Raw genomic sequence first — 19264 nt, forward strand, 5'->3', positions numbered from 1 at the left:
CGCGGGCCGCGCCGCCGCTCCTGCTTGGTCGGGCCCGCGGGCCCTGCCTGCGAACTCAGGCGGCGATGGCTTCCCGGTCGCTGTCCTTCGCTTCCTGTTCCTTCGCGTACATCTCGCCCAGGGCGCGCTTGTACTCGGTCGGGAAGACCTTGACGAACTTGCGGCGCGCCGTGGCCCAGTCGGCCAGCAGCGCCTTGGCGCGCTCGGAGCCGGTGAAGCGGAAGTGCTGCTCGATCAGGCCCTTGAGGATGGCCTCGTCGAGCTGGCGCTTGCCGCCGACCTTGTGCCAGGAAGCGGGCGACTGACCCTTTTCCTGATCCGCCGACGCCAGCACCGTTTCGAGCGCGACCATCGAGGTGTTGCAGCGCTTGTCGAACAGGCCGTCCTCGTCGTAGACGTAGGCCACGCCGCCCGACATGCCGGCCGCGAAATTGCGCCCGGTGCCGCCCAGCACCACCACCGTGCCGCCGGTCATGTACTCGCAACCGTGGTCGCCGGTGCCTTCCACCACGGCGGAGGCACCCGAGTTGCGCACCGCGAAGCGCTCGCCGGCCACGCCGTTGAAGAACGCCTCGCCGGCGATGGCGCCGTACAGCACCGTGTTGCCGACGATGATGTTGCGGGTCGGATCGCCGCGGAACTCGTGCGGCGCGCGCACGATCACGCGCCCGCCCGACAGGCCCTTGCCGACGTAGTCGTTGCCGTCGCCCACCAGGTCCAGCGTGACGCCGTGCGCGAGGAACGCGCCGAAGGACTGGCCGGCGGTGCCCTGCAACTGGATGTGGATGGTGTCGTCGGGCAGGCCTTCATGGCCGTACTGCTTGGCCACCACGCCGGACAGCATCGCGCCGACCGTGCGGTTGACGTTCTTGACCGGCTGGATGAACGACACGCGCTCGCCCTTGTCGATGGCCGGGCGCGCCTTGGCGATCAGCACGTGGTCGAGCGCCTTGCCGGCTTCGACCGACAGGCCGTGATCCTGCGTGTCGGTGTGGTAGCGCGGCACTTCGGCGGCGATCGGCGCCTGGTAGAACACGCGCGAGAAATCGAGGCCGCGCGCCTTCCAGTGCTCGATGCCGGCACGGGTGTCGAGCAGGTCGGCGCGGCCGATCAGCTCGTTGAACGTGCGGATGCCCAACTGCGCCATGATCTCGCGCGCTTCTTCGGCGATGAAGAAGAAGAAGTTCACCACGTGCTCGGGCTTGCCCTGGAATTTCTTGCGCAGCACCGGGTCCTGCGTGGCCACGCCCACCGGGCAGGTGTTCAGGTGGCACTTGCGCATCATGATGCAGCCTTCGGCCACCAGCGGCGCGGTGGCGAAGCCGAACTCGTCGGCGCCCAGCAGCGCGCCGATGACCACGTCGCGGCCGGTCTTCATCTGGCCGTCGGCCTGCACGCGGATGCGGTTGCGCAGGCCGTTGAGCATCAGGGTCTGCTGGGTCTCGGCGAGGCCCAGTTCCCACGGCGTGCCGGCATGCTTGATCGACGACAGCGGCGAGGCGCCGGTGCCGCCGTCATGGCCGGCGATCACCACGTGGTCGGCCTTGGCCTTGGCCACGCCCGCGGCCACGGTGCCCACGCCCACTTCGGACACCAGCTTGACCGAGATGTCGGAGACCGGGTTGACGTTCTTCAGGTCGTGGATCAGTTGCGCCAGATCCTCGATCGAGTAGATGTCGTGGTGCGGCGGCGGCGAGATCAGGCCGACGCCCGGCACCGAGTAGCGCAGCTTGCCGATGTAGTCCGACACCTTGTGGCCGGGCAGCTGGCCGCCTTCGCCGGGCTTGGCGCCCTGCGCCATCTTGATCTGGATCTGGTCGGCCGAGGCCAGGTATTCGGCGGTCACGCCGAACCGGCCCGAGGCCACCTGCTTGATCTTCGAGCGCAGCGAGTCGCCGGCCTGCAGTTCCAGGTCGCGCACCACGGCATCCGGGCCCAGCAGGCCCTGCATGGTGTCGCCCTGCTTGATGGGAATGCCGCGCAACTCGTTGCGGTAGCGCTTCTCGTCCTCGCCGCCTTCGCCGGTGTTGGACTTGCCGCCGATGCGGTTCATCGCCACGGCCAGCGTGGCGTGGGCCTCGGTCGAGATCGAGCCCAGCGACATGGCGCCGGTGGCGAAACGCCGGACGATGTCCTTGGCCGACTCGACTTCCTCGAGCGGGATCGCGCGCGCCGGGTCGACCTTGAACTCGAACAGGCCGCGCAGCGTCATGTGGCGGCGGCTCTGGTCGTTGATGATGTTGGCGTATTCCTTGTAGGTCTGGTACGCGCCGCGGCCTTCGTCGGCGCGCACGGCGTGCTGCAGCTTGGCCACCGAGTCCGGCGTCCACATGTGCTCTTCGCCGCGGATGCGGAACGCGTACTCGCCGCCGGTCTCGAGCATGCCCTCGAGCACCGGGTTGTCGCCGAACGCGTCGCGGTGCAGACGCAGCGCTTCCTCGGCCACCTCGAAGATGCCGATGCCTTCGACGTTCGAGGCGGTGCCGTGGAAATACTTCTGCACCAGCTCGCGCGACAGGCCGATCGCTTCGAAGATCTGCGCGCCGGTGTACGACATGTAGGTGGAGATGCCCATCTTGGACATCACCTTCTGCAGGCCCTTGCCGATCGCCTTGACGAAGTTCTTGACCGCCTTCTCGGACGAGAGGTCGCCGGACAGGCCCTGCGCCATGTCGGACAGCGTTTCCATCGCCAGGTACGGGTGCACGGCTTCGGCGCCGTAGCCGGCCAGCAGCGCGAAGTGGTGCACTTCGCGCGCGGTGCCGGTTTCCACCACGAGGCCGGCCGAGGTGCGCAGGCCCTTGTCCACCAGGTGGTGGTGGATCGCCGAGGTGGCCAGCAGCGCGGGAATGGCGACGTGCTCGGCGTCGACGCGGCGGTCCGACACGATCAGGATGTTGTAGCCCGAGCGCACCGCGTCAACGGCTTCGGCGCACAGCGAGGCCAGGCGCGCTTCGATGCCTTCCTTGCCCCACGCCTTCGGATAGCAGATGTTCAGCTCGTACGAACGGAACTTGCCGCCGGTGTAGTGCTCGATGTTGCGGATCTTGGCGATGTCCTTGAAGTCCAGCACGGGCTGGGACACTTCGAGGCGCATCGGCGGGTTGATGTTGTTGAGCTCGAGCAGGTTCGGCTTCGGGCCGATGAACGACACCAGCGACATCACCATGTTCTCGCGGATCGGGTCGATCGGCGGGTTGGTGACCTGGGCGAACAGCTGCTTGAAGTAGTGGTACAGCGTCTTGTTCTTGGACGAGAGCACGGCCAGCGGGCTGTCGTTGCCCATCGAGCCGGTGGCTTCCTCGCCGGACAGCGCCATCGGCGCCATCAGGAACTTGACGTCTTCCTGGGTGTAGCCGAACGCTTGCTGGCGGTCCAGCAGGCGCGCGTCGGGCTTCTTCTCGGCGGCCACGTCCTCGGGCTTGGCTTCGAGCTCGTCGAGCTTGATGCGCACGGCGTCGATCCAGCTCTTGTACGGCTTGGCGTTGGCCAGGTTGTCCTTGAGCTCCTTGTCGTCGATGATGCGGCCCTGCTCCATGTCGATCAGGAACATCTTGCCCGGCTGCAGGCGCCACTTCTGCACGATGCGCGACTCGGGGAACGGCAGCACGCCGGCTTCCGAGGCCAGCACCACGACGTCGTCCTCGGTCACGTAGAAGCGCGCCGGGCGCAGGCCGTTGCGGTCCAGCGTGGCGCCGATCTGGCGGCCGTCGGTGAAGCAGATCGCGGCGGGGCCGTCCCACGGCTCCATCATGGCGGCGTGGTACTCGTAGAACGCGCGGCGGTTGTCGTCCATCAGCGTGTGCTGTTCCCAGGCTTCCGGGATCATCATCATCATCGCGTGGACGAGCGGGTAGCCCGCCATCGTCAGCAGCTCGAGGCAGTTGTCGAACGAGGCGGTGTCGGACTGGCCGGGGTAAATCAGCGGCCACAGCTTGGGCAGGTCGTCGCCGAGCACCGGCGAGGAGATCGCGCCGGTGCGCGCGTTGACCCAGTTCACGTTGCCCTTGACCGTGTTGATTTCGCCGTTGTGGGCGACCATGCGGTACGGGTGGGCCAGCTCCCAGGCCGGGAAGGTGTTGGTGGAGAAGCGCTGGTGCACCAGGGCCAGCGCCGACACGGCGCGCGGGTCCTGCAGGTCGAGGTAGTACTCGCCGACCTGGTTGGCCAGCAGCAGGCCCTTGTACACCACCGTGCGCGCCGACATCGACGGCACGAAGTATTCCTTGCCGTGCTTGAGCTTGAGCGCCTGGATGGCGTGGCTGGCGGTCTTGCGGATCACGTAGAGCTTACGTTCGAGCGCGTCCGTGGTCATGATGTCGCGGCCGCGCCCGATGAAGATCTGGCGGATCACCGGCTCGGTCTTGCGCACGGTCGGCGACATCGGCATGTTGCAGTCCACCGGCACGTCGCGCCAGCCCAGCACGACCTGGCCTTCCAGGCGCACGGTGCGCTCGAGCTCCTGCTCGCAGGCCAGGCGCGAGGCGTGTTCCTTGGGCAGGAAGATCATGCCCACGCCGTACTCGCCCGACGGCGGCAGGGTCACGCCCTGCCTGGCCATTTCCTCGCGGTAGAACTGGTCCGGGATCTGGATCAGGATGCCCGCGCCGTCGCCCATCAGCGCATCGGCGCCGACCGCGCCGCGGTGATCGAGGTTTTCCAGGATCTTCAGGCCCTGCTGGACGATCTCGTGGCTCTTCTTGCCCTTGATGTGGGCGACCATGCCGACGCCGCATGCGTCTTTCTCATTGGCGGGGTCGTACATGCCCTGGGCCTGCGGCAGCGAGGCGGGCGCGTGCGTGGCGGCGGCAGAGGCGGACTCGGCGGCCTGCGCCAGCGTTGGCTTCGATTGGGATTGCGATTGGTCCACGGGCTTGATTCCGGTGAGGGCTGCGCAGCCAGCAGGGCAGACCGGAACGGGGACCGCACTCTGCCACCTGGGCCGGCCGGGGCCGGGAGCGGGATGACGAGAGGGACAGCGGGGCCGCAGCGGCGTACGCAAGCGTGACGCGCCGCACAATGAATGTGGGTGGAGGAACTATAAAAGAATCATCCACGTCTCGCAAAAAATTTAAATGGGGTCAGAACATATTAAATCTCGTACCACAAACGGGATGGTCTTTATTTGGGGACACATTACTTTTTGGTGCATCGCGCGCCGTCCCGCGCACATCGGGCACCGCGACGGTTCAAGCCGCGCCGCCGCCTACGCGGCACCGGGTTCGGGGTCCATGCCGCCCGCGCTGCGCCCCGGCGGCCGGCCCTTCGGCAACGGCTGCACGCGGCGCGTGCCCTGCCGCTCCAGCTGCGCCAGGAAAGCGGCGTCGCCGAGCGGCCAGCCGCTGTGCGCGTGGCTGCGCAGCGTGGCCAGCGCCGCCGGCGACAGGCCCTCGGCCGCCACCGCGCGGTAGTTGGACTGGCGCTCGAACGGCGTATTGCCGAGCGCCCAGTAGACGGAGTGATCGCTCACAAAGGGGCTGGCCTCGATGCCGGCGTGGTGGCGGTAGCTGCTCCAGCGGTCCGCCTCGGGCTGCGCGACCTCGCCGGCGCGCATGGCGTTGCCTTCCACGTACAGCATGGCCGGCAGCAGCCACTGTGCCGGGTCGAACACCGCGGAGCGGAAGCGCCCGTCCCACAGCGTGCCGGTGCGTCCCGCGGCGCGGTTGAAGTAGCGCGCGTAGCGGCGCCCGACCGCCTGCATGGTCAGGCTGAGCGAGTCGGCCTGGCGCGGCGTGGCGACCAGATGCACGTGGTTGGGCCGCAGCGCGTAGGCGTGGATGGCGAGATCGTGCTCGCGCGCGGCCATGCGCAGGCAGTCCAGGTAGTGGACGTAGTCGTCGGGGCCGAGGAAGACCGGCTGGCGGTTGTTGCCGCGCTGCAGTACGAGGGCGGGCAGGCCGGTCGGCGAAAAGCGGGGAAGTCGGGCCATGAGGGCAAACGCGGGAATCGGCGCCGGCGCCTTGCGGCGCGCCGGCAAAACCCGATGATAGCGCAGGCGCGCGCTGATCCGTCCCCAATTTGTCGGGGGCGTCCCGCTCCCCGCATGCGGCGCCTAGTTGCCGCCCTCGTGGACCGAGAAGATGCGGCGGTGCTCGCGGATCGCGTAGCGGTCCGTCATGCCGGCGATGTAGTGGGCGACCAGCCGCGCCTGATCGCGCCCCTGCCCGGCCTGGTACTGCGGCGGCAGCAGGCGCGGATCGGCCATGAAGACGTCGAACAGGTCGGTGATGATGCGCTGCGCCTTGGCCGACATGCGCATCACGAGGTAGTGCCGGTACAGGTGGCGGAACAGGAAGCGCTTGAGTTCGGCGGCTTCCTCGCGCACGGCGGTGCTGAAGGCGACCAGCGGGCCGGCGGCGCGCACCGCCTCGATGTTGCGCGGGCCGGCCGCGGCGATATTGCGGCTGGTGGTCTCGATCAGGTCGACGATCAGCGTGTTGATCATGCGCCGGACGGTCTCGTTGATGACGCGCCGGCCGTTGATGCCCGGGAACGCGGTCATCGCCTCGGCGCGGTGGCGGCGCCACATCGGCACTTCGTCCATCTGCTCGAGCGTGAGCAGGCCGGAGCGCAGGCCGTCGTCGATGTCGTGGTTGTTGTAGGCGATCTCGTCGGCCAGGTTGGCCAGCTGGGCTTCCAGCGAGGGCTGGGTGCCTTCCAGGAAGCGCCGGCCCAGCTCGCCCAGCGCCGAGGCATTGACGCGCGAGCAGTGCTTGAGCACGCCCTCGCGCGTCTCGAAGGTCAGGTTGAGGCCGTCGAAGCCGCCATAGCGCTCCTCCAGCTCGTCCACCACCAGCAGGCTCTGCAGGTTGTGCTCGAAGCCGCCGTGGTTCTTCATGCAGGTGTTCAGCGCGTCCTGCCCGGCGTGGCCGAACGGCGTGTGCCCGAGGTCGTGGGCCAGCGAGATGGCCTCCACGAGGTCTTCGTTCAGGCGCAGGTTGCGGGCGATCGAGCGCGCGATCTGCGCCACTTCCAGGCTGTGCGTGAGCCGGGTGCGGAACAGGTCGCCCTCATGGTTGACGAAGACCTGGGTCTTGTATTCGAGCCGGCGGAAGGCCGTGCTGTGGATCACGCGGTCGCGGTCGCGCTGGAACTCGCTGCGCGAGGACGACGGCGGTTCGACGTGCACGCGCCCGCGCGACAGCGCGGAGCGGGCGGCATACGGAGCGAGATGGCTTTCGAGGTCGGTCATGCGGCAATCCGGTCGGCAGCCGGCCGGGGCTCGCGCCGCCGGCCGGGGTTGCGAGGCACAACCGATCGCGTCAGGCGACCGGCGCCTCGGTGGGCGGCCTGAGCACCGCGTGCTGCAGCGTAGCGCGCAGGTCGGCGTCCGGCACGGTGGTGATGAAGGCCTCGCCCAGCTTCCTGAGCAGGATGAACTTGACGCTGCCGGCTTCCGCCTTCTTGTCCACTTTCATCAGTTCGATGTAGCGGTCGGTGCCGAGATCCGGCGCCACCACGGGCAGCATGGCCGCGCGCGTGAGCTGCGTCACGCGCGCGCGCGTCTCGGTGTCGATGAAGCCGAGCCGGTGCGACAGGTCGGCCGCCATCACCATGCCGCAGCCGACGGCCTCGCCGTGCAGCCATTCGCCGTAGCCCATGCCGGCCTCGATGGCATGGCCGAAGGTGTGGCCGAAATTGAGAATGGCGCGCAGGCCGCCCTCGCGCTCGTCCTGGGCCACCACCGCGGCCTTGATCTCGCACGAGCGCTGCACCGCCAGCGCCATCATGTCCGGGTCGCAGTCGTTGAGCGCGCGGATGTTGCGCTCGATCCAGCCGAAGTACTCGGCGTCGGCGATGGCGCCGTGCTTGATCACCTCGGCCAGGCCGGCGGCCAGTTCGCGCGCCGGCAGCGTGCGCAGCGTGTCGATGTCGGCGATCACCGCGTTGGGCTGGTGGAACGCGCCGATCATGTTCTTGCCGAGCGGGTGGTTGATGCCGGTCTTGCCGCCCACCGAGGAATCCACCTGCGCCAGCAGCGTGGTGGGCATCTGCACGAACGGCACGCCGCGCATGTAGCTGGCGGCGGCAAACCCGGTCATGTCGCCGACCACGCCGCCGCCGAGCGCGACCAGCGTGGTCTTGCGGTCGGCGCCGGCCCGGAGCAGCGCGTCGAAGATCAGGTTGAGCGTTTCCCACTGCTTGAACGCTTCGCCGTCGGGCAGGGTCACGGTGCGCACGGTCTTGCCGAGCGCGGCCAGCGTGGCCTCCACGCGCGCCGCGTAGAGCGGGCCGACGGTCTCGTTGGTGACGATGACGGCATGGGTGCCGCGCACGTGGGGACGCAGCAGCTCGGCCTGGTCGAGCAGGCCGGTGCCGATATGGATGGGGTAGCTGCGCTCCCCGAGGTCGACTTCAAGGGTGATCATCGTGATTCCGGTCCTGCGCCGGCGGTGCTTCCGCGCCGTCGCCGTCGTCCTGCCCGGGCTCGCCCGGCTCTTCGGCGGCCACGCTGAAACCGGCCATTTCAAGTTGCATCAACACCATATTAGCAAGCTGGGCCACCGAGGGCTTGCCGGTTTCGATGATGAAGTCCGCCACCTCGCGGTAAAGCGGGTCGCGCTCGGCATAGAGCGCCTCGAGCCTGCCCTTCGGGTCCGCGGTCTGCAGCAGCGGGCGGTTGCGGTCGTGGCGCGTGCGCAGCCACAGGTCGTGCGGGCTGGCGCGCAGGTAGACCACGGTGCCGCGCGCCTTCAGGTGCGCCCGGTTCTCCGGGCGCAGCACCGCGCCGCCGCCGGTGGCCAGCACGATGCCGCTGCGCTGGCTCAGCTCGTCGATCATGTGCGCCTCGCGCTCGCGGAAGCCCGCTTCGCCTTCGTGCTCGAAGATGATCGGGATCCGCACGCCGCAACGCGCCTCGAGTTCGTGGTCCGAATCGAAGAAGGGATAGTTCAGGCGCCGGGCCACGGTTCGGCCGACGGTGGTCTTGCCGGCACCCATCAGGCCGACAAAAAAGAGGTTCGGGCGGGTGGCTGTCACTGGCATGTCGGGCGGCTGCCGGGTCTCTGGCCGGCCGCCGCAGTGGGAAACTGCGTCATCTTCTTATGTCGGGGCGATCCGGGCAAGTGGCACGGAGCGCGCGGGCGGCGGCCCGCCCCGTGTCCGCCCTGCCCTCCGCGCCGCCGGCCCGGCAATGAAAAAGGCCGCATCGCGCACGATGCGGCCTCCCAGTCTACTGCATCCGGCGGGCCGGGCGGGCCCGGCAGCGCCGCCGCCGGAGCCGCCGGCGGGCTTATTGGCGAACTTATTGGCGGACTTATTTCAGCGAGACGCTCTCGTTGAGCACGCGCGGCGTCAGGAATACCAGCAGTTCGGTGCGGTTGTTGACCTTGGCGTTGTCCTTGAACAGGTTGCCGAGCACCGGGATGTCGCCGAGCCACGGCACCTTGTTGATGTTGGTGGACTCGGTCTGGCTGTAGATGCCGCCGATCACCACCGTGCCGCCGTTCTCCACCAGCACCTGGGTCTGCACGTGCTTGGTGTCGATGGCGAAGCCCGAGCTGGTCTGGATGCCCACGCTGTCCTTGTTGACGTCCACGTCCAGCAGCACGTTGCCTTCCGGCGTGATCTGCGGCGTCACCTCGAGCTTCAGGTTGGCCTTGCGGAACTGCACCGAGGTGGCGCCGCTGGAGGTGGCGGCCTGGTAGGGCAGCTCGGTGCCCTGCTCGATCAGCGCCTTGATGTTGTTGGCGGTGACCACGCGCGGGCTGGAGATAATCTTGCCGCGCCCGTCCGCTTCCAGCGCGGAGAGTTCGAGCGCGAGGAAGCGGCCGGCCGTATTGCTGAACAGGCTCACCGCCACCGACCCCGGGTTGACGCCGTTGATCGCCGCCGCCGGCAGACTCAGCGCGGGGCTGTTGTCCCAGGTGGCGTTCTGCGTCACCGGGCTCACCACGTTGGTGTAGTTGTTGCCGTAGCCGGCGCCGGCGGTCTTGGAGGCAAAGCCGAGCCTGACGCCGAGGTTGCGGCTGAAGCTGTCGTTGGCCTCGACGATGCGCGCCTCGATGATGACCTGGCGCACCGGGATGTCGATCTTGCCGAGGAAGCTCTGCACCTCTTCGAGCTTGCTGCCGATGTCCGACACGAACAGCTGGTTGGTGCGCGGATCGGCCGTCAGCGAGCCGCGCTTGGACAGCATGCGGGTGTTGCTGGCCGCCGCGCCGCCCACGCCGCCCACGCTACCGATGGCGCCCGTGCTGCCGAGCGCGCCGGCGCCGCCCGCGCCGCCGGTGCTGCCCACCGCGGCCAGGCCGAGCAGCATGCGCCGCACGTCCTCGGCGCGCTGGTAGTTCAGCTGGAACACCTGGCTGCGGATCGGCTCGAGGTCGTTGATCTGCTGCTGCGACTCGAGCTCGAGCTTTTCCTTGGTGGCCAGCTCGGCCTTGGGTGCCACCCACAGCACATTGCCGTTGCGGCGCGAGGCCAGCCCCTTGGCGTCCAGCACGATCTGCAGGGCCTGGTCCCAGGGCACGTCCTTCAGGCGCAGCGTCAGGTTGCCCTGCACGCTTTCGCTGGTGATGATGTTGAGGTTGGTGAAGTCGGCGAATACCTGCAGCAGCGAGCGGATGTCGATGCTCTGGAAGTTCAGCGAGAGCCGTTCGCCGCGGAAGCCCGCGCCGCTGATCAGCTTGGCCGGGTCTTCCTTGACCGGGCGCACCTCGACCACGAACTGCGTGTCGGTCTGGTAGGAGCTGTATTCCCAGTTGCCGCGCGGCTCGATGGTCAGGCGCGTGCTGCCGTTGTTGTCGCCGGCGCGCATGCCCTGCACCGGGGTGCCGAAGTCGCTCACGTCGTAGCGCCGGCGCAGGCCGTCGGGCAGCGCGGTGTTGAGGAAGTCCACCACCACGTTCTGGCCCTGCTGGGCAATGTTGATGCCGGAGTCGCGCGCGGACAGGTCCACCACGATGCGCCCGGCGCCGTCCGCGCCGCGGCGGAAGTCGATGTTGCGGATCGCCGGCCGGCTGGCCGCCGCCTGCGGCACCAGCGCCGCGGTCGGGGCGAAGGTCGGCACCGCCGTGCGCGCGCTCGGCGCCACGTTGTCGAGCAGCACCACGAACTGGCTGCCGCGCACCTCGGTGCGGTAGCTGGCGACGCGCGTGAGATCGAGGACCACGCGCGTGCGGTCGCCGATCTGCACCACGTTGGCACCCTTGAGCAGCTTGCCGCCGAAATCGTACTGCGCGCGGCCCTGGGCGAAGCCGGTATCGAGGAAGTCGATGGCGATCCGGGGCGGATTCTGCGTGGTGAAGTCCGCCGGCTTCTGCGCCGGCACCCCGGCGAGCTCGACCGTGAATATGGTCTGCTCGCCCGCGGTGGTGGCATCCACGCGCTTGACGGTATTGCCCGCCGTCGATTGCGCCATCGCGGCCGGCACAGCCAGCGCGAGCATCATGACCGCGGCGCCCGCAAGCGCCCGGTACCAGCGACCCATGATCATGCCGACCCCTCCAGCTTCAGGCTGGTCATTTTCTCTTTCCACTCGGCTACCCCTTCCCGGACCAATTCGCGCAACACGATCTCCTGATCGCTGATGCGGACCACCCGGCCGTAGTTCTGGCCGAGATACTGACCCACCTTGACGTGGTGGATCTTGTTGTCTACCAGCACGACGCCATAGGTTTCCCCGTGGTTGCGCATCGCGCCCAGCATCTTGAAATTCTCCAGCGGGTAGTCCTCCAGCGGCTCGTGCTGCCGGCCGGACTCCGGCGACTCGGACAGGACCCGGTTGAGGTCGCCGATCTTGTTCTGGGCGAACGGCTCGGGCGCGCTGCGCCCGGCGTACTCGCGCGGCACGTAGGGCTTGGGCTCGGGCAGCGGCGCCGGCGGCGGCGCCTTGGCCGCGCGCGCCTGGGCCATCCACTGGCGCAGGCCGTCTTCCTCGCTGGCCCCGCAGGCCGCCAGCAGCGCGGCGCCGAGCAGCGCGCACGCGCACGCGCGCAGGCCGGAGGCCCGGATCGCTGGCATCATTTCTTCGCTCCCGCGGCCGTCTTGGCCGCCGCGGCTTCCGCCTTGCGCTGCGCCGCCTGTTCGTCGGGGTCGAGCGCGCGGTAGGCCATCGCCACGGCCTCCATCGCCAGCCCGCCATCCTTGCCGGTGGTGAACTGCATCCCCTGCATCGACACGATGCGCGACAGTGCGGCCACGTCGGCGTTGAACTGCGCCACGTCGTGGTAGCGGCCCGTCACCTTCAGGTTGACCGGGATCTCGGCGAAGTAGGGCTTGATCACGGCAGCCTGCGGCTTGAACAGTTCGAACTGCAGGCCGCGCGCCACGCCGGCGTGGTTGACGTCGGCCAGCAGCGCGTCCATCTCGGTCTTGTTGGGCAACTGGCGCTCGACCAGCGCCACGCGCTGCTCCACCTCGGCCTTCTGCTTGCGCAGCGCGTCCAGGTTGGCAACCTGCGCCACCTTGGACTGGTAGGCCTGCTTCAGGCTTTCCTGCTCGAGATGCTTGCGGTCGAGCTCGTCGAGCTTGCCGCTCCAGTAGAACTGCCAGCCCAGCACCAGCACCAGCAGCGCCGCCAGCACCGCGAACAGCACGCGCGGCGCGGCCGGCCAGGTTTCGGGCTCGTTGAGGTTGATGCCGCGGAACTGCGCGCCGAGGTCGTTGAGCGCGGCCAGCGAGATTTCGGAATTGAGTGCCATATCAGCCCTTGCCCGTGCGTGCGCCCTGCGCCGCGGCGCCGCTGGCGGCGCCCGCGCGGCCCTTCTTGCCGTCGTCCGGCACCTCGGGCGCGCGGTAGGCGAAGCGCATGGAGAAGTCGAACAGGCGCCGCTGCTCGCGCAGGTTGTTGGTCATCATCACGGCCTTCGATTCGACCAGCTCGGCCTTGTCCAGCCAGCTCACCTGGCCGAGGTTGCGCAGCAGTTCCGAGACGCGCTCGTTCGACTGCGCGATGCCGGTCACGGTGAAGACGTCGCCGGCCTGCTTGAGCGTGGTCAGGTAGACGCCCTCGGGCACTTGGCGCACCAGTTCCTCGAGCAGCTGCACCGGGCGGTTGCGCTCGTTCTGCAGGCCCTCGATGGCCTTCTGCCGCTGCAGCAGCCCGTCGATGTCCTTGCGCAGCGTGTTGACTTCGCGGATCTGCACGTCGAGGCGGCTGTTCTCGGTGGCCAGCACCTGGTTCAGCCCCGTCTCGGCGTCGACGCGGCTGTCGATGTACCAGCCGCCGATCAGCACCACCAGCGCGCCGGCTCCCGCCGCGCCGCCGAGCATGGCGTAGACCTTCTTGCGGCGCGAAGCCTTGCGGGCCTCGTGGTACGGCAGCAGGTTGACGGTCGGGATCGTGTTGGTAGGCATGCGGCTTCCCTTGCTGGCTTACTGCAGGCCGCGCAGCGCGAGCCCGGCGCTCACGATGTAGGCCGGCAGGTCGCGCTGGAGATAGCGCTCGTTGACCTTGCCGGCGGTCATCATGTTGGCGAACGGGTTGGCCAGCGTGGTGGTGATCTCGGTCTGCTGCTCGATCGCGGCCTGCACGCCGACCAGCGAGGCATGCCCGCCGGACAGCAGGATCTCGTCGACCCGGCCGATGCTGGACGACGACAGGAAATTGCGCACGGCGCCTTGCACCTCGACCGCCAGCGCTTCCAGCGACGGCTTGAGCAACTGGGTGCGCCAGGCTTCCGGCAGCGTGTTCTTGCGCTTCTTGATCTCGGCCTTGAGCGCGTCCAGCGTGAACATGCGCGCCGCGCTCTGCGTGAGCTGGTCGCCGTAGCTGTTGAGGGGCTGCTCGTAGAGCTCTTTCCAGCCTTGGTAGAAGATCGCCTTGGAGCGGCTGCCGCCGAGATGGACCACCACCACCACGGGCAGCTCCTTGGCCTCGGTCTCGCTGAGGTCGGGCGACACGCCCAGCATCTGCACCACCGAGCGCTGCACCGCGTATTCCTCGACGTCCATCACGTGCGGCTTGAGCCCGGCCATCTCGGCGGCGGTCACGCGCTCCTGCACGCGGTCGCTGTTGGCGGCGGTCACGCGCACGCCGATGCCGCCCTCGGTCTCGCTGGGGCCGATCACGGCGAAGTCGAAATTGACGGCCTGCGACGGCGGATAGAGGCGGTGCGCCTCGGATTCCACCTGCACGTAGAGTTCGTCCTCGGACAGGTTGTCCGGCAGGCTGACGGTCTGCGATTCGGTCAGCATCGACGGCACGCCGAGCACGACCTCCTTGCTGCGGATGCCGGCCTTGCCGAGCGCGCGCTTGAGGGCCACGCCCACCGCTTCGATATTGACCACGTTGCCATCGGCAACGGCATTGCGATCCAGCAGTTCGCTGGCGCACTTTTCCAGCCGGTAGTCGTTCTTGCCACTGCCCACGGACAGCTCGACTACCTTCACGCTGGACGACCCGATGTCGACGCCGACCGTCGTACGGCGCAACAACCCCGACAAGATACCTCGCCGCAAGGTGACCCCCTGACCGTTTGAACTCGCCCCTGGCTTGGTAGCTCTAATCTGGCGAGTCTGTTTGTTTCTTGGATGAAACGTTTTGCTCTTTTAGTTGGTGGATTCTCACAAAAACGTGGTGTGCTGGCAATGTGCCGGTTTGACCACGGTTGCTTTTCGCAGACGCCTTACTCAAAGCGTTGTCAAAATCCCACGGTACACCAGCGGCCGCCGCGCCGGACCCCTCTTTCCGTTTCATGCAGATCTCAACATGATTACATCTTGTAACAGCCAGATAGCGGCGTTCACGCCACAAGGCGGCCGGAGCGCCCGATCCCGGGAGATATAATCCGGGCACCCCTAACTCGGTAGTTCCCATATGGCCACAGCACAACCGAAGCCGTCCCTGCCCGCCCGCCGCCCGCTCTGGATGCGGCTGACTTTCTGGGCGCTGGGCCTGCTGGCGGCCGGCATCGTGGCGGTGGCGCTGCTGGTCGGGTACGCGCTGCTGGTGGCTGCCCCGAACCTGCCTTCGCTCGACACCATCACCGACTACCGGCCCAAGATCCCGCTGCGCATCTACACCGCCGACAACGTGCTGATCGGCGAGTTCGGCGAGGAGCGCCGCAACTTCGTGCCGATCGCCGAGATCCCGGACGTGATGAAGAAAGCGGTGCTGGCCATCGAGGACGACCGCTTCTACGAGCACGGCGGCGTGGACTTCGTCGGCGTGCTGCGCGCCGGCATGGCCAACCTGCGCGGCGGCCTGTCGCAGGGCGCGTCCACCATCACCATGCAGGTGGCGCGCAACTTCTTCCTCTCGAGCGAGAAGACCTACACCCGCAAGCTGTACGAAATGCTGCTGGCCTACAAGATCGAGGCCAACCTCTCGAAGGACCAGATCCTCGAGCTGTACATGAACCAGATCTACCTGGGGCAGCGCGCCTACGGCTTCGCCAGCGCGGCGCGCGTGTACTTCGGCAAGTCGATCAAGGACGTGACGCCGGCCGAGGCCGCCATGCTGGCCGGCCTGCCCAAGGCGCCGTCGGCCTACAACCCGGTGGTCAACCCCAAGCGCGCCAAGGTGCGCCAGGAATACATCCTGCAGCGCATGCGCGACCTGCGCTACCTGACGCCGGAACAGTACGAGCAGGCCATCCACGAAGAACTGAAGGTGCGCGGCGAGGGCAACGAGTTCTCCACGCACGCCGAGTACGTCGCCGAGATCGTGCGGCAGCTGATGTACGCGCAATACCGCGAGGAAACCTACACGCGCGGCCTGACCGTCTACACCACGCTCAACAAGACCGACCAGGACGCCGCCTACGAGGCGGTGCGCTCGGGCATCATGAACTACGAGCGCCGCCACGGCTACCGCGGCCCCGAGGCCTTCATCGACCTGCCGGCCAACCCCGACGAGCGCGAGCAGGCCATCGACGACGCGCTGCTCGAGCACCCGGGCAGCGACGACCTGCGCTCGGCGGTCGTCACCAGCGTGTCGGCCAAGCAGGTCACGGCCACGCTGCTGTCGGGCGAGGTCGCCAGCATCGAGGGCCAGGCGCTGCGCTTCATCGCGCCGTCGCTGGCGGCCAACGCGCAGCCCAAGGCCAGGATCCGGCCCGGCGCGATCATCCGCGTGACGCAGGACGAAAAGGGCGCGTGGTCGGTCACGCAGCTGCCGGAAGTGTCGGCGGCCTTCATCTCGCTGAGCCCCGAGAACGGCGAGATCCGCTCGATGGTGGGCGGCTTCGACTTCAACCGCAACAAGTTCAACCACGTGACGCAGGCGTGGCGCCAGCCCGGCTCGAGCTTCAAGCCGTTCATCTACTCGGCGGCGCTGGAGAAAGGCTTCTCGCCCGCCACGGTGATCAACGACGCGCCGATCTCGATCGCCGACAACGGCGGCCAGGTGTGGGAGCCGAAGAACTACGACGGCAAGTTCGAAGGCCCGATGACCATGCGCCGCGCGCTGGCCAAGTCCAAGAACCTGGTGTCGGTGCGCATCCTGCGCGCGATCGGCACGCAGTACGCCCAGGACTACATCACGCGCTTCGGCTTCGACGCCGACAAGCACCCCGCCTACCTGCCGATGGCGCTGGGCGCGGGCAGCGTGACGCCGCTGCAGATGGCCGGCGCGTACTCGGTGTTCGCCAACGGCGGCTACCGCATCAATCCCTACCTGATCGAGAAGGTGGTGGACGCGCGCGGCAACGTGATCTCGGAAACCCGGCCGCAGCGCGCCGGCGAGGACGCCGTGCGCGTGCTCGACGCGCGCACCGCGTTCATCGCCGACAGCATGCTGCGCGACGTGGTGCGCACCGGCACCGCCAACAGCGCCAAGCAGCGCCTGGGCCGCAACGACCTGGCCGGCAAGACCGGCACCACCAACGACGCCGTGGACGCCTGGTTCGCCGGCTATACGCCCAAGCTGGTGGCGATCGCCTGGATGGGCTACGACCAGCCCAAGAGCCTGGGCGTGCGCGAGACCGGCGGCGGCCTGGCCCTGCCGATCTGGGTCGGCTACATGAGCAAGATGCTCAAGGGCGTGCCCGAGATACCGGAGCGCCAGGCGCCCGAGGGCGTGGTGATGGTGGCCGGCGACTGGACCTTCGAGGAGAATGCCGGCGGCGCCGGCGTGGCCTCGGTGGGGCTGGGCGACCCGTGGCCGGGCAAGCCGGACGAGAGCACGCAGTCGCCGGCCGACATCGAAGGCGAGAAGAAGCGGATCCTGGAGATGTTCGGCGGCGGGGCCTGAGCGCCGCCCGCGCGCGATTCGTCGCGCGCGCCGGCGTTCGGCGCGATGCCGGCCGCGCGAAAGCGCGCCCGGCCCCGGTTCGGTTCAGCCCAGCTTCAGCGCCACCCCGGCCTGCTGGCTCATGTAGCCCGACAGCGCCGCGTACAGCTCGCCGCCGCCGCGCGTATCCAGCCACTGCCGGCCGTCGTGGCGGAAATGGAAGCCGCCCGCGCGCGCCGCCACCCACAGCTCCTGCATCGGCGCCTGGCTGTTGACGATGATCTTGGAGCCGTCCTCGAATTCCAGCTCGATCAGGTTGCCTGCGCGGTTGATTTCGATGTCGGCGTCGGCCGCGTCGGCGGCCGTTTCCACCGCGCTCTCGAGCCGGTCCAGCTCTTGCTGGGCCAGGGCCAGGAACTCGCTTTCACTCATGGGGGGCATGTTAAACTCCGAGACCGCCCGGGCAGCGGCGCATCGCGCGCCGGCCGCGGCGTGTTGAATCCAGTTTCGATCCAGTTTCGTTTTTCGTTGGTCCCGCCGTTCCGCCGCCTTGCCGCGGAAACGGGCCGGACAACTCTTCTAGGACGACCCGATGTTGCGTCGTGTTGCGATTGTATCGGCGATTGCCGCCAGCCTTGCGATACCCCTGCTGTCGGGATGCGGCATCCGCGGCCCGCTGACGATGCCCCGGCCGCCGGCCGCGCCGGCCAGGCCGGCCGTGCCGGACCCCGGCCTGGGCAACCCGAACGTGCCGAATCCCGCCGCCAGGACGGCTCCGGCCGCCCCCGCGGACGAAGCCGCCCCGGCCGCCACCCCCACCGCCAAGTCATCATGACCGCCTTTTTCCATCGCCACGACGGCGCGCTCGCCGTCGAGCACGTGCCGCTGGCGCGCATCGCCGCCGAATACGGCACCCCCACCTACGTCTACTCGCGCGCCGCGCTGAGCGCCGCCTACCAGGCCTACGCCGCGGCGTGCCAGGGCCGCCGCGCGCGCGTGCAGTACGCCATGAAGGCCAATTCCAACCTGGCCGTGCTACAGGTCTTCGCGCAGCTCGGCGCGGGCTTCGACATCGTCTCCGGCGGCGAGCTGCAGCGCGTGCTGGCCGTGGGCGGCGATCCGCGCAAGGTGGTGTTCTCGGGCGTGGGCAAGACCGTCGCCGAGATGGAGCTGGCGCTGGCGCACGACGTGCTGTCGTTCAACGTCGAGTCGATCCCCGAGCTGGACCGCCTGAACGCGGTGGCCGGCCGCCTGGGCAAGCGCGCGCGCGTGTCGCTGCGCATCAACCCGGACGTGGACGCCAAGACCCATCCGTACATCTCCACCGGCCTGAAGGGCAACAAGTTCGGCGTGGCCTTCGAGGACGTGCTGCCGACCTACCGCGCCGCGGCCGCGCTGCCGCATCTGGAAGTGGCCGGCATCGACTGCCACATCGGCTCGCAGATCACCGAGGTCGCGCCCTACCTGGAAGCGCTGGACAAGGTGCTGGACGTGGTGGAAGCGCTCGAGCGCGAAGGCATCAAGCTCGAGCACATCGACGTGGGCGGCGGCCTGGGCATCACCTACGACGACGAGACCCCGCCGGACATCACCGGCTTCGCGCGCACGCTGCTCGACCGCGTGGCCGAGCGCGGCCACGGCCACCGCGAGGTGCTGTTCGAGCCGGGCCGCTCGCTGGTGGGCAACGCCGGCGTGCTGCTCACGCAGGTGGAATTCCTCAAGCCCGGCGCGGCCAAGAATTTCTGCATCGTCGACGCGGCCATGAACGACCTGGCGCGCCCCGCCATGTACGAGGCCTACCACCGCATCGAGCCGGTGCAGCTGCGCGAGGCCGGCGAGGCCGCGCCGCTGACCTACGACGTGGTCGGCCCGGTGTGCGAATCGGGCGACTGGCTCGGCCGCGACCGCGCGCTGTCGGTGCAGCCGGGCGACCTGCTGGCCGTGATGTCGGCCGGCGCCTACGGCTTCGTCATGAGCTCCAACTACAACACCCGCCCGCGCGCGGCCGAAGTGATGGTCGACGGCGACGACGTGCACCTGGTGCGCGGCCGCGAGCGCGTGGAAGACCTGTTCCGCGACGAGCGCCTGCTGCAAGGCTGAAGCGCGCGTGCGCGCCGCGCGGCGCGCACCGCGAGATCGGCATTGCCG

Annotated in this window: 14 protein-coding genes; 3 read left to right on the forward strand and 11 right to left on the reverse strand. The window is 68.6% G+C overall.

The window, feature by feature from the left end:
• Window positions 1-55 precede the first annotated feature (55 nt).
• From ACWTPI_RS18075 to pilM, 10 genes are all read right to left on the reverse strand, one after another.
• Window positions 56-4783, reverse strand: coding sequence for a glutamate synthase-related protein (locus ACWTPI_RS18075; protein WP_454732499.1), 4728 nt, complete (start codon window positions 4781-4783; stop codon window positions 56-58).
• A 423-nt stretch (window positions 4784-5206) separates the two neighbouring features.
• Window positions 5207-5929 carry a transposase gene (locus tag ACWTPI_RS18080; protein WP_043366864.1) on the reverse strand — a complete coding sequence of 241 codons (723 nt, stop codon included), beginning with the start codon at window positions 5927-5929 and terminating at the stop codon, window positions 5207-5209.
• A gap of 123 nt (window positions 5930-6052) precedes the next feature.
• Window positions 6053-7192, reverse strand: a complete 1140-nt coding sequence (locus ACWTPI_RS18085; RefSeq protein WP_020203815.1) for a deoxyguanosinetriphosphate triphosphohydrolase — start codon at window positions 7190-7192, stop codon at window positions 6053-6055.
• 70 nt (window positions 7193-7262) lie between these two features.
• Complete coding sequence (gene aroB / locus ACWTPI_RS18090; RefSeq protein ID WP_020203816.1) at window positions 7263-8369, reverse strand: 3-dehydroquinate synthase; 1107 nt, start codon at window positions 8367-8369, stop codon at window positions 7263-7265.
• Window positions 8356-8985 (reverse strand): shikimate kinase, encoded by a 630-nt coding sequence (locus tag ACWTPI_RS18095; RefSeq protein WP_231401626.1) that lies wholly within the window; start codon window positions 8983-8985, stop codon window positions 8356-8358. The genes aroB and ACWTPI_RS18095 overlap by 14 nt, the downstream gene beginning before the upstream one ends.
• A 271-nt stretch (window positions 8986-9256) precedes the next feature.
• Window positions 9257-11437, reverse strand: coding sequence for a type IV pilus secretin PilQ (pilQ, locus tag ACWTPI_RS18100; protein WP_454732289.1), 2181 nt, complete (start codon window positions 11435-11437; stop codon window positions 9257-9259).
• Entirely contained in the window at window positions 11434-11967 is a 534-nt protein-coding gene (locus tag ACWTPI_RS18105) for a pilus assembly protein PilP (RefSeq protein WP_020423829.1), read from the reverse strand. The genes pilQ and ACWTPI_RS18105 overlap by 4 nt, the downstream gene beginning before the upstream one ends.
• Window positions 11964-12644: a type IV pilus inner membrane component PilO gene (pilO, locus tag ACWTPI_RS18110; RefSeq protein WP_020203820.1), complete on the reverse strand. Its 681-nt coding sequence runs from the start codon at window positions 12642-12644 to the stop codon at window positions 11964-11966. Before pilO ends, ACWTPI_RS18105 begins: the two co-directional genes overlap by 4 nt.
• A gap of 1 nt (window position 12645) precedes the next feature.
• Window positions 12646-13299, reverse strand: coding sequence for a PilN domain-containing protein (locus tag ACWTPI_RS18115; protein ID WP_020203821.1), 654 nt, complete (start codon window positions 13297-13299; stop codon window positions 12646-12648).
• Between the two features lie 18 nt (window positions 13300-13317).
• Window positions 13318-14388 carry a type IV pilus assembly protein PilM gene (gene pilM, locus ACWTPI_RS18120; protein WP_029043784.1) on the reverse strand — a complete coding sequence of 357 codons (1071 nt, stop codon included), beginning with the start codon at window positions 14386-14388 and terminating at the stop codon, window positions 13318-13320.
• Window positions 14389-14761: 373 nt separating this feature from the next.
• Between pilM and ACWTPI_RS18125 the strand changes: the two genes are divergently transcribed.
• Window positions 14762-17137: a penicillin-binding protein 1A gene (locus tag ACWTPI_RS18125; protein WP_029043785.1), complete on the forward strand. Its 2376-nt coding sequence runs from the start codon at window positions 14762-14764 to the stop codon at window positions 17135-17137.
• An 84-nt stretch (window positions 17138-17221) separates the two neighbouring features.
• Here the strand turns inward: ACWTPI_RS18125 and cyaY are convergent, their stop codons facing one another.
• The gene (gene cyaY / locus ACWTPI_RS18130; protein WP_029043786.1) at window positions 17222-17557 is read right to left on the reverse strand and encodes an iron donor protein CyaY; all 336 of its coding nucleotides are present in this window, start codon (window positions 17555-17557) and stop codon (window positions 17222-17224) included.
• Between the two features lie 151 nt (window positions 17558-17708).
• On the opposite strand from cyaY, the gene lptM reads away from it, so the two are divergent.
• Both lptM and lysA read left to right on the forward strand, forming a co-directional pair.
• On the forward strand, window positions 17709-17951 hold the full coding sequence (lptM, locus tag ACWTPI_RS18135; protein ID WP_081651438.1) for an LPS translocon maturation chaperone LptM: 243 nt from the start codon (window positions 17709-17711) through the stop codon (window positions 17949-17951).
• On the forward strand, window positions 17948-19216 hold the full coding sequence (gene lysA, locus ACWTPI_RS18140) for a diaminopimelate decarboxylase (protein WP_059416004.1): 1269 nt from the start codon (window positions 17948-17950) through the stop codon (window positions 19214-19216). Before lptM ends, lysA begins: the two co-directional genes overlap by 4 nt.
• The last annotated feature ends 48 nt before the right edge of the window (window positions 19217-19264 follow it).

The organism is Cupriavidus ulmosensis (assembly GCF_977008105.1).

What these genes read in the sequence shown, in the direction of transcription:
- pilQ (WP_454732289.1), bottom strand. Translation starts at nt 11,437, where the DNA reads ATGATCATGGGTCGCTGGTACCGGGCGCTTGCGGGCGCCGCGGTCATG.
- pilO (WP_020203820.1), bottom strand. Translation starts at nt 12,644, where the DNA reads ATGGCACTCAATTCCGAAATCTCGCTGGCCGCGCTCAACGACCTCGGC.
- ACWTPI_RS18105 (WP_020423829.1), bottom strand. Translation starts at nt 11,967, where the DNA reads ATGATGCCAGCGATCCGGGCCTCCGGCCTGCGCGCGTGCGCGTGCGCG.
- cyaY (WP_029043786.1), bottom strand. Translation starts at nt 17,557, where the DNA reads ATGCCCCCCATGAGTGAAAGCGAGTTCCTGGCCCTGGCCCAGCAAGAG.
- ACWTPI_RS18085 (WP_020203815.1), bottom strand. Translation starts at nt 7,192, where the DNA reads ATGACCGACCTCGAAAGCCATCTCGCTCCGTATGCCGCCCGCTCCGCG.
- lptM (WP_081651438.1), top strand. Translation starts at nt 17,709, where the DNA reads ATGTTGCGTCGTGTTGCGATTGTATCGGCGATTGCCGCCAGCCTTGCG.
- ACWTPI_RS18125 (WP_029043785.1), top strand. Translation starts at nt 14,762, where the DNA reads ATGGCCACAGCACAACCGAAGCCGTCCCTGCCCGCCCGCCGCCCGCTC.
- ACWTPI_RS18080 (WP_043366864.1), bottom strand. Translation starts at nt 5,929, where the DNA reads ATGGCCCGACTTCCCCGCTTTTCGCCGACCGGCCTGCCCGCCCTCGTA.
- aroB (WP_020203816.1), bottom strand. Translation starts at nt 8,369, where the DNA reads ATGATCACCCTTGAAGTCGACCTCGGGGAGCGCAGCTACCCCATCCAT.
- ACWTPI_RS18095 (WP_231401626.1), bottom strand. Translation starts at nt 8,985, where the DNA reads ATGCCAGTGACAGCCACCCGCCCGAACCTCTTTTTTGTCGGCCTGATG.
- ACWTPI_RS18115 (WP_020203821.1), bottom strand. Translation starts at nt 13,299, where the DNA reads ATGCCTACCAACACGATCCCGACCGTCAACCTGCTGCCGTACCACGAG.
- lysA (WP_059416004.1), top strand. Translation starts at nt 17,948, where the DNA reads ATGACCGCCTTTTTCCATCGCCACGACGGCGCGCTCGCCGTCGAGCAC.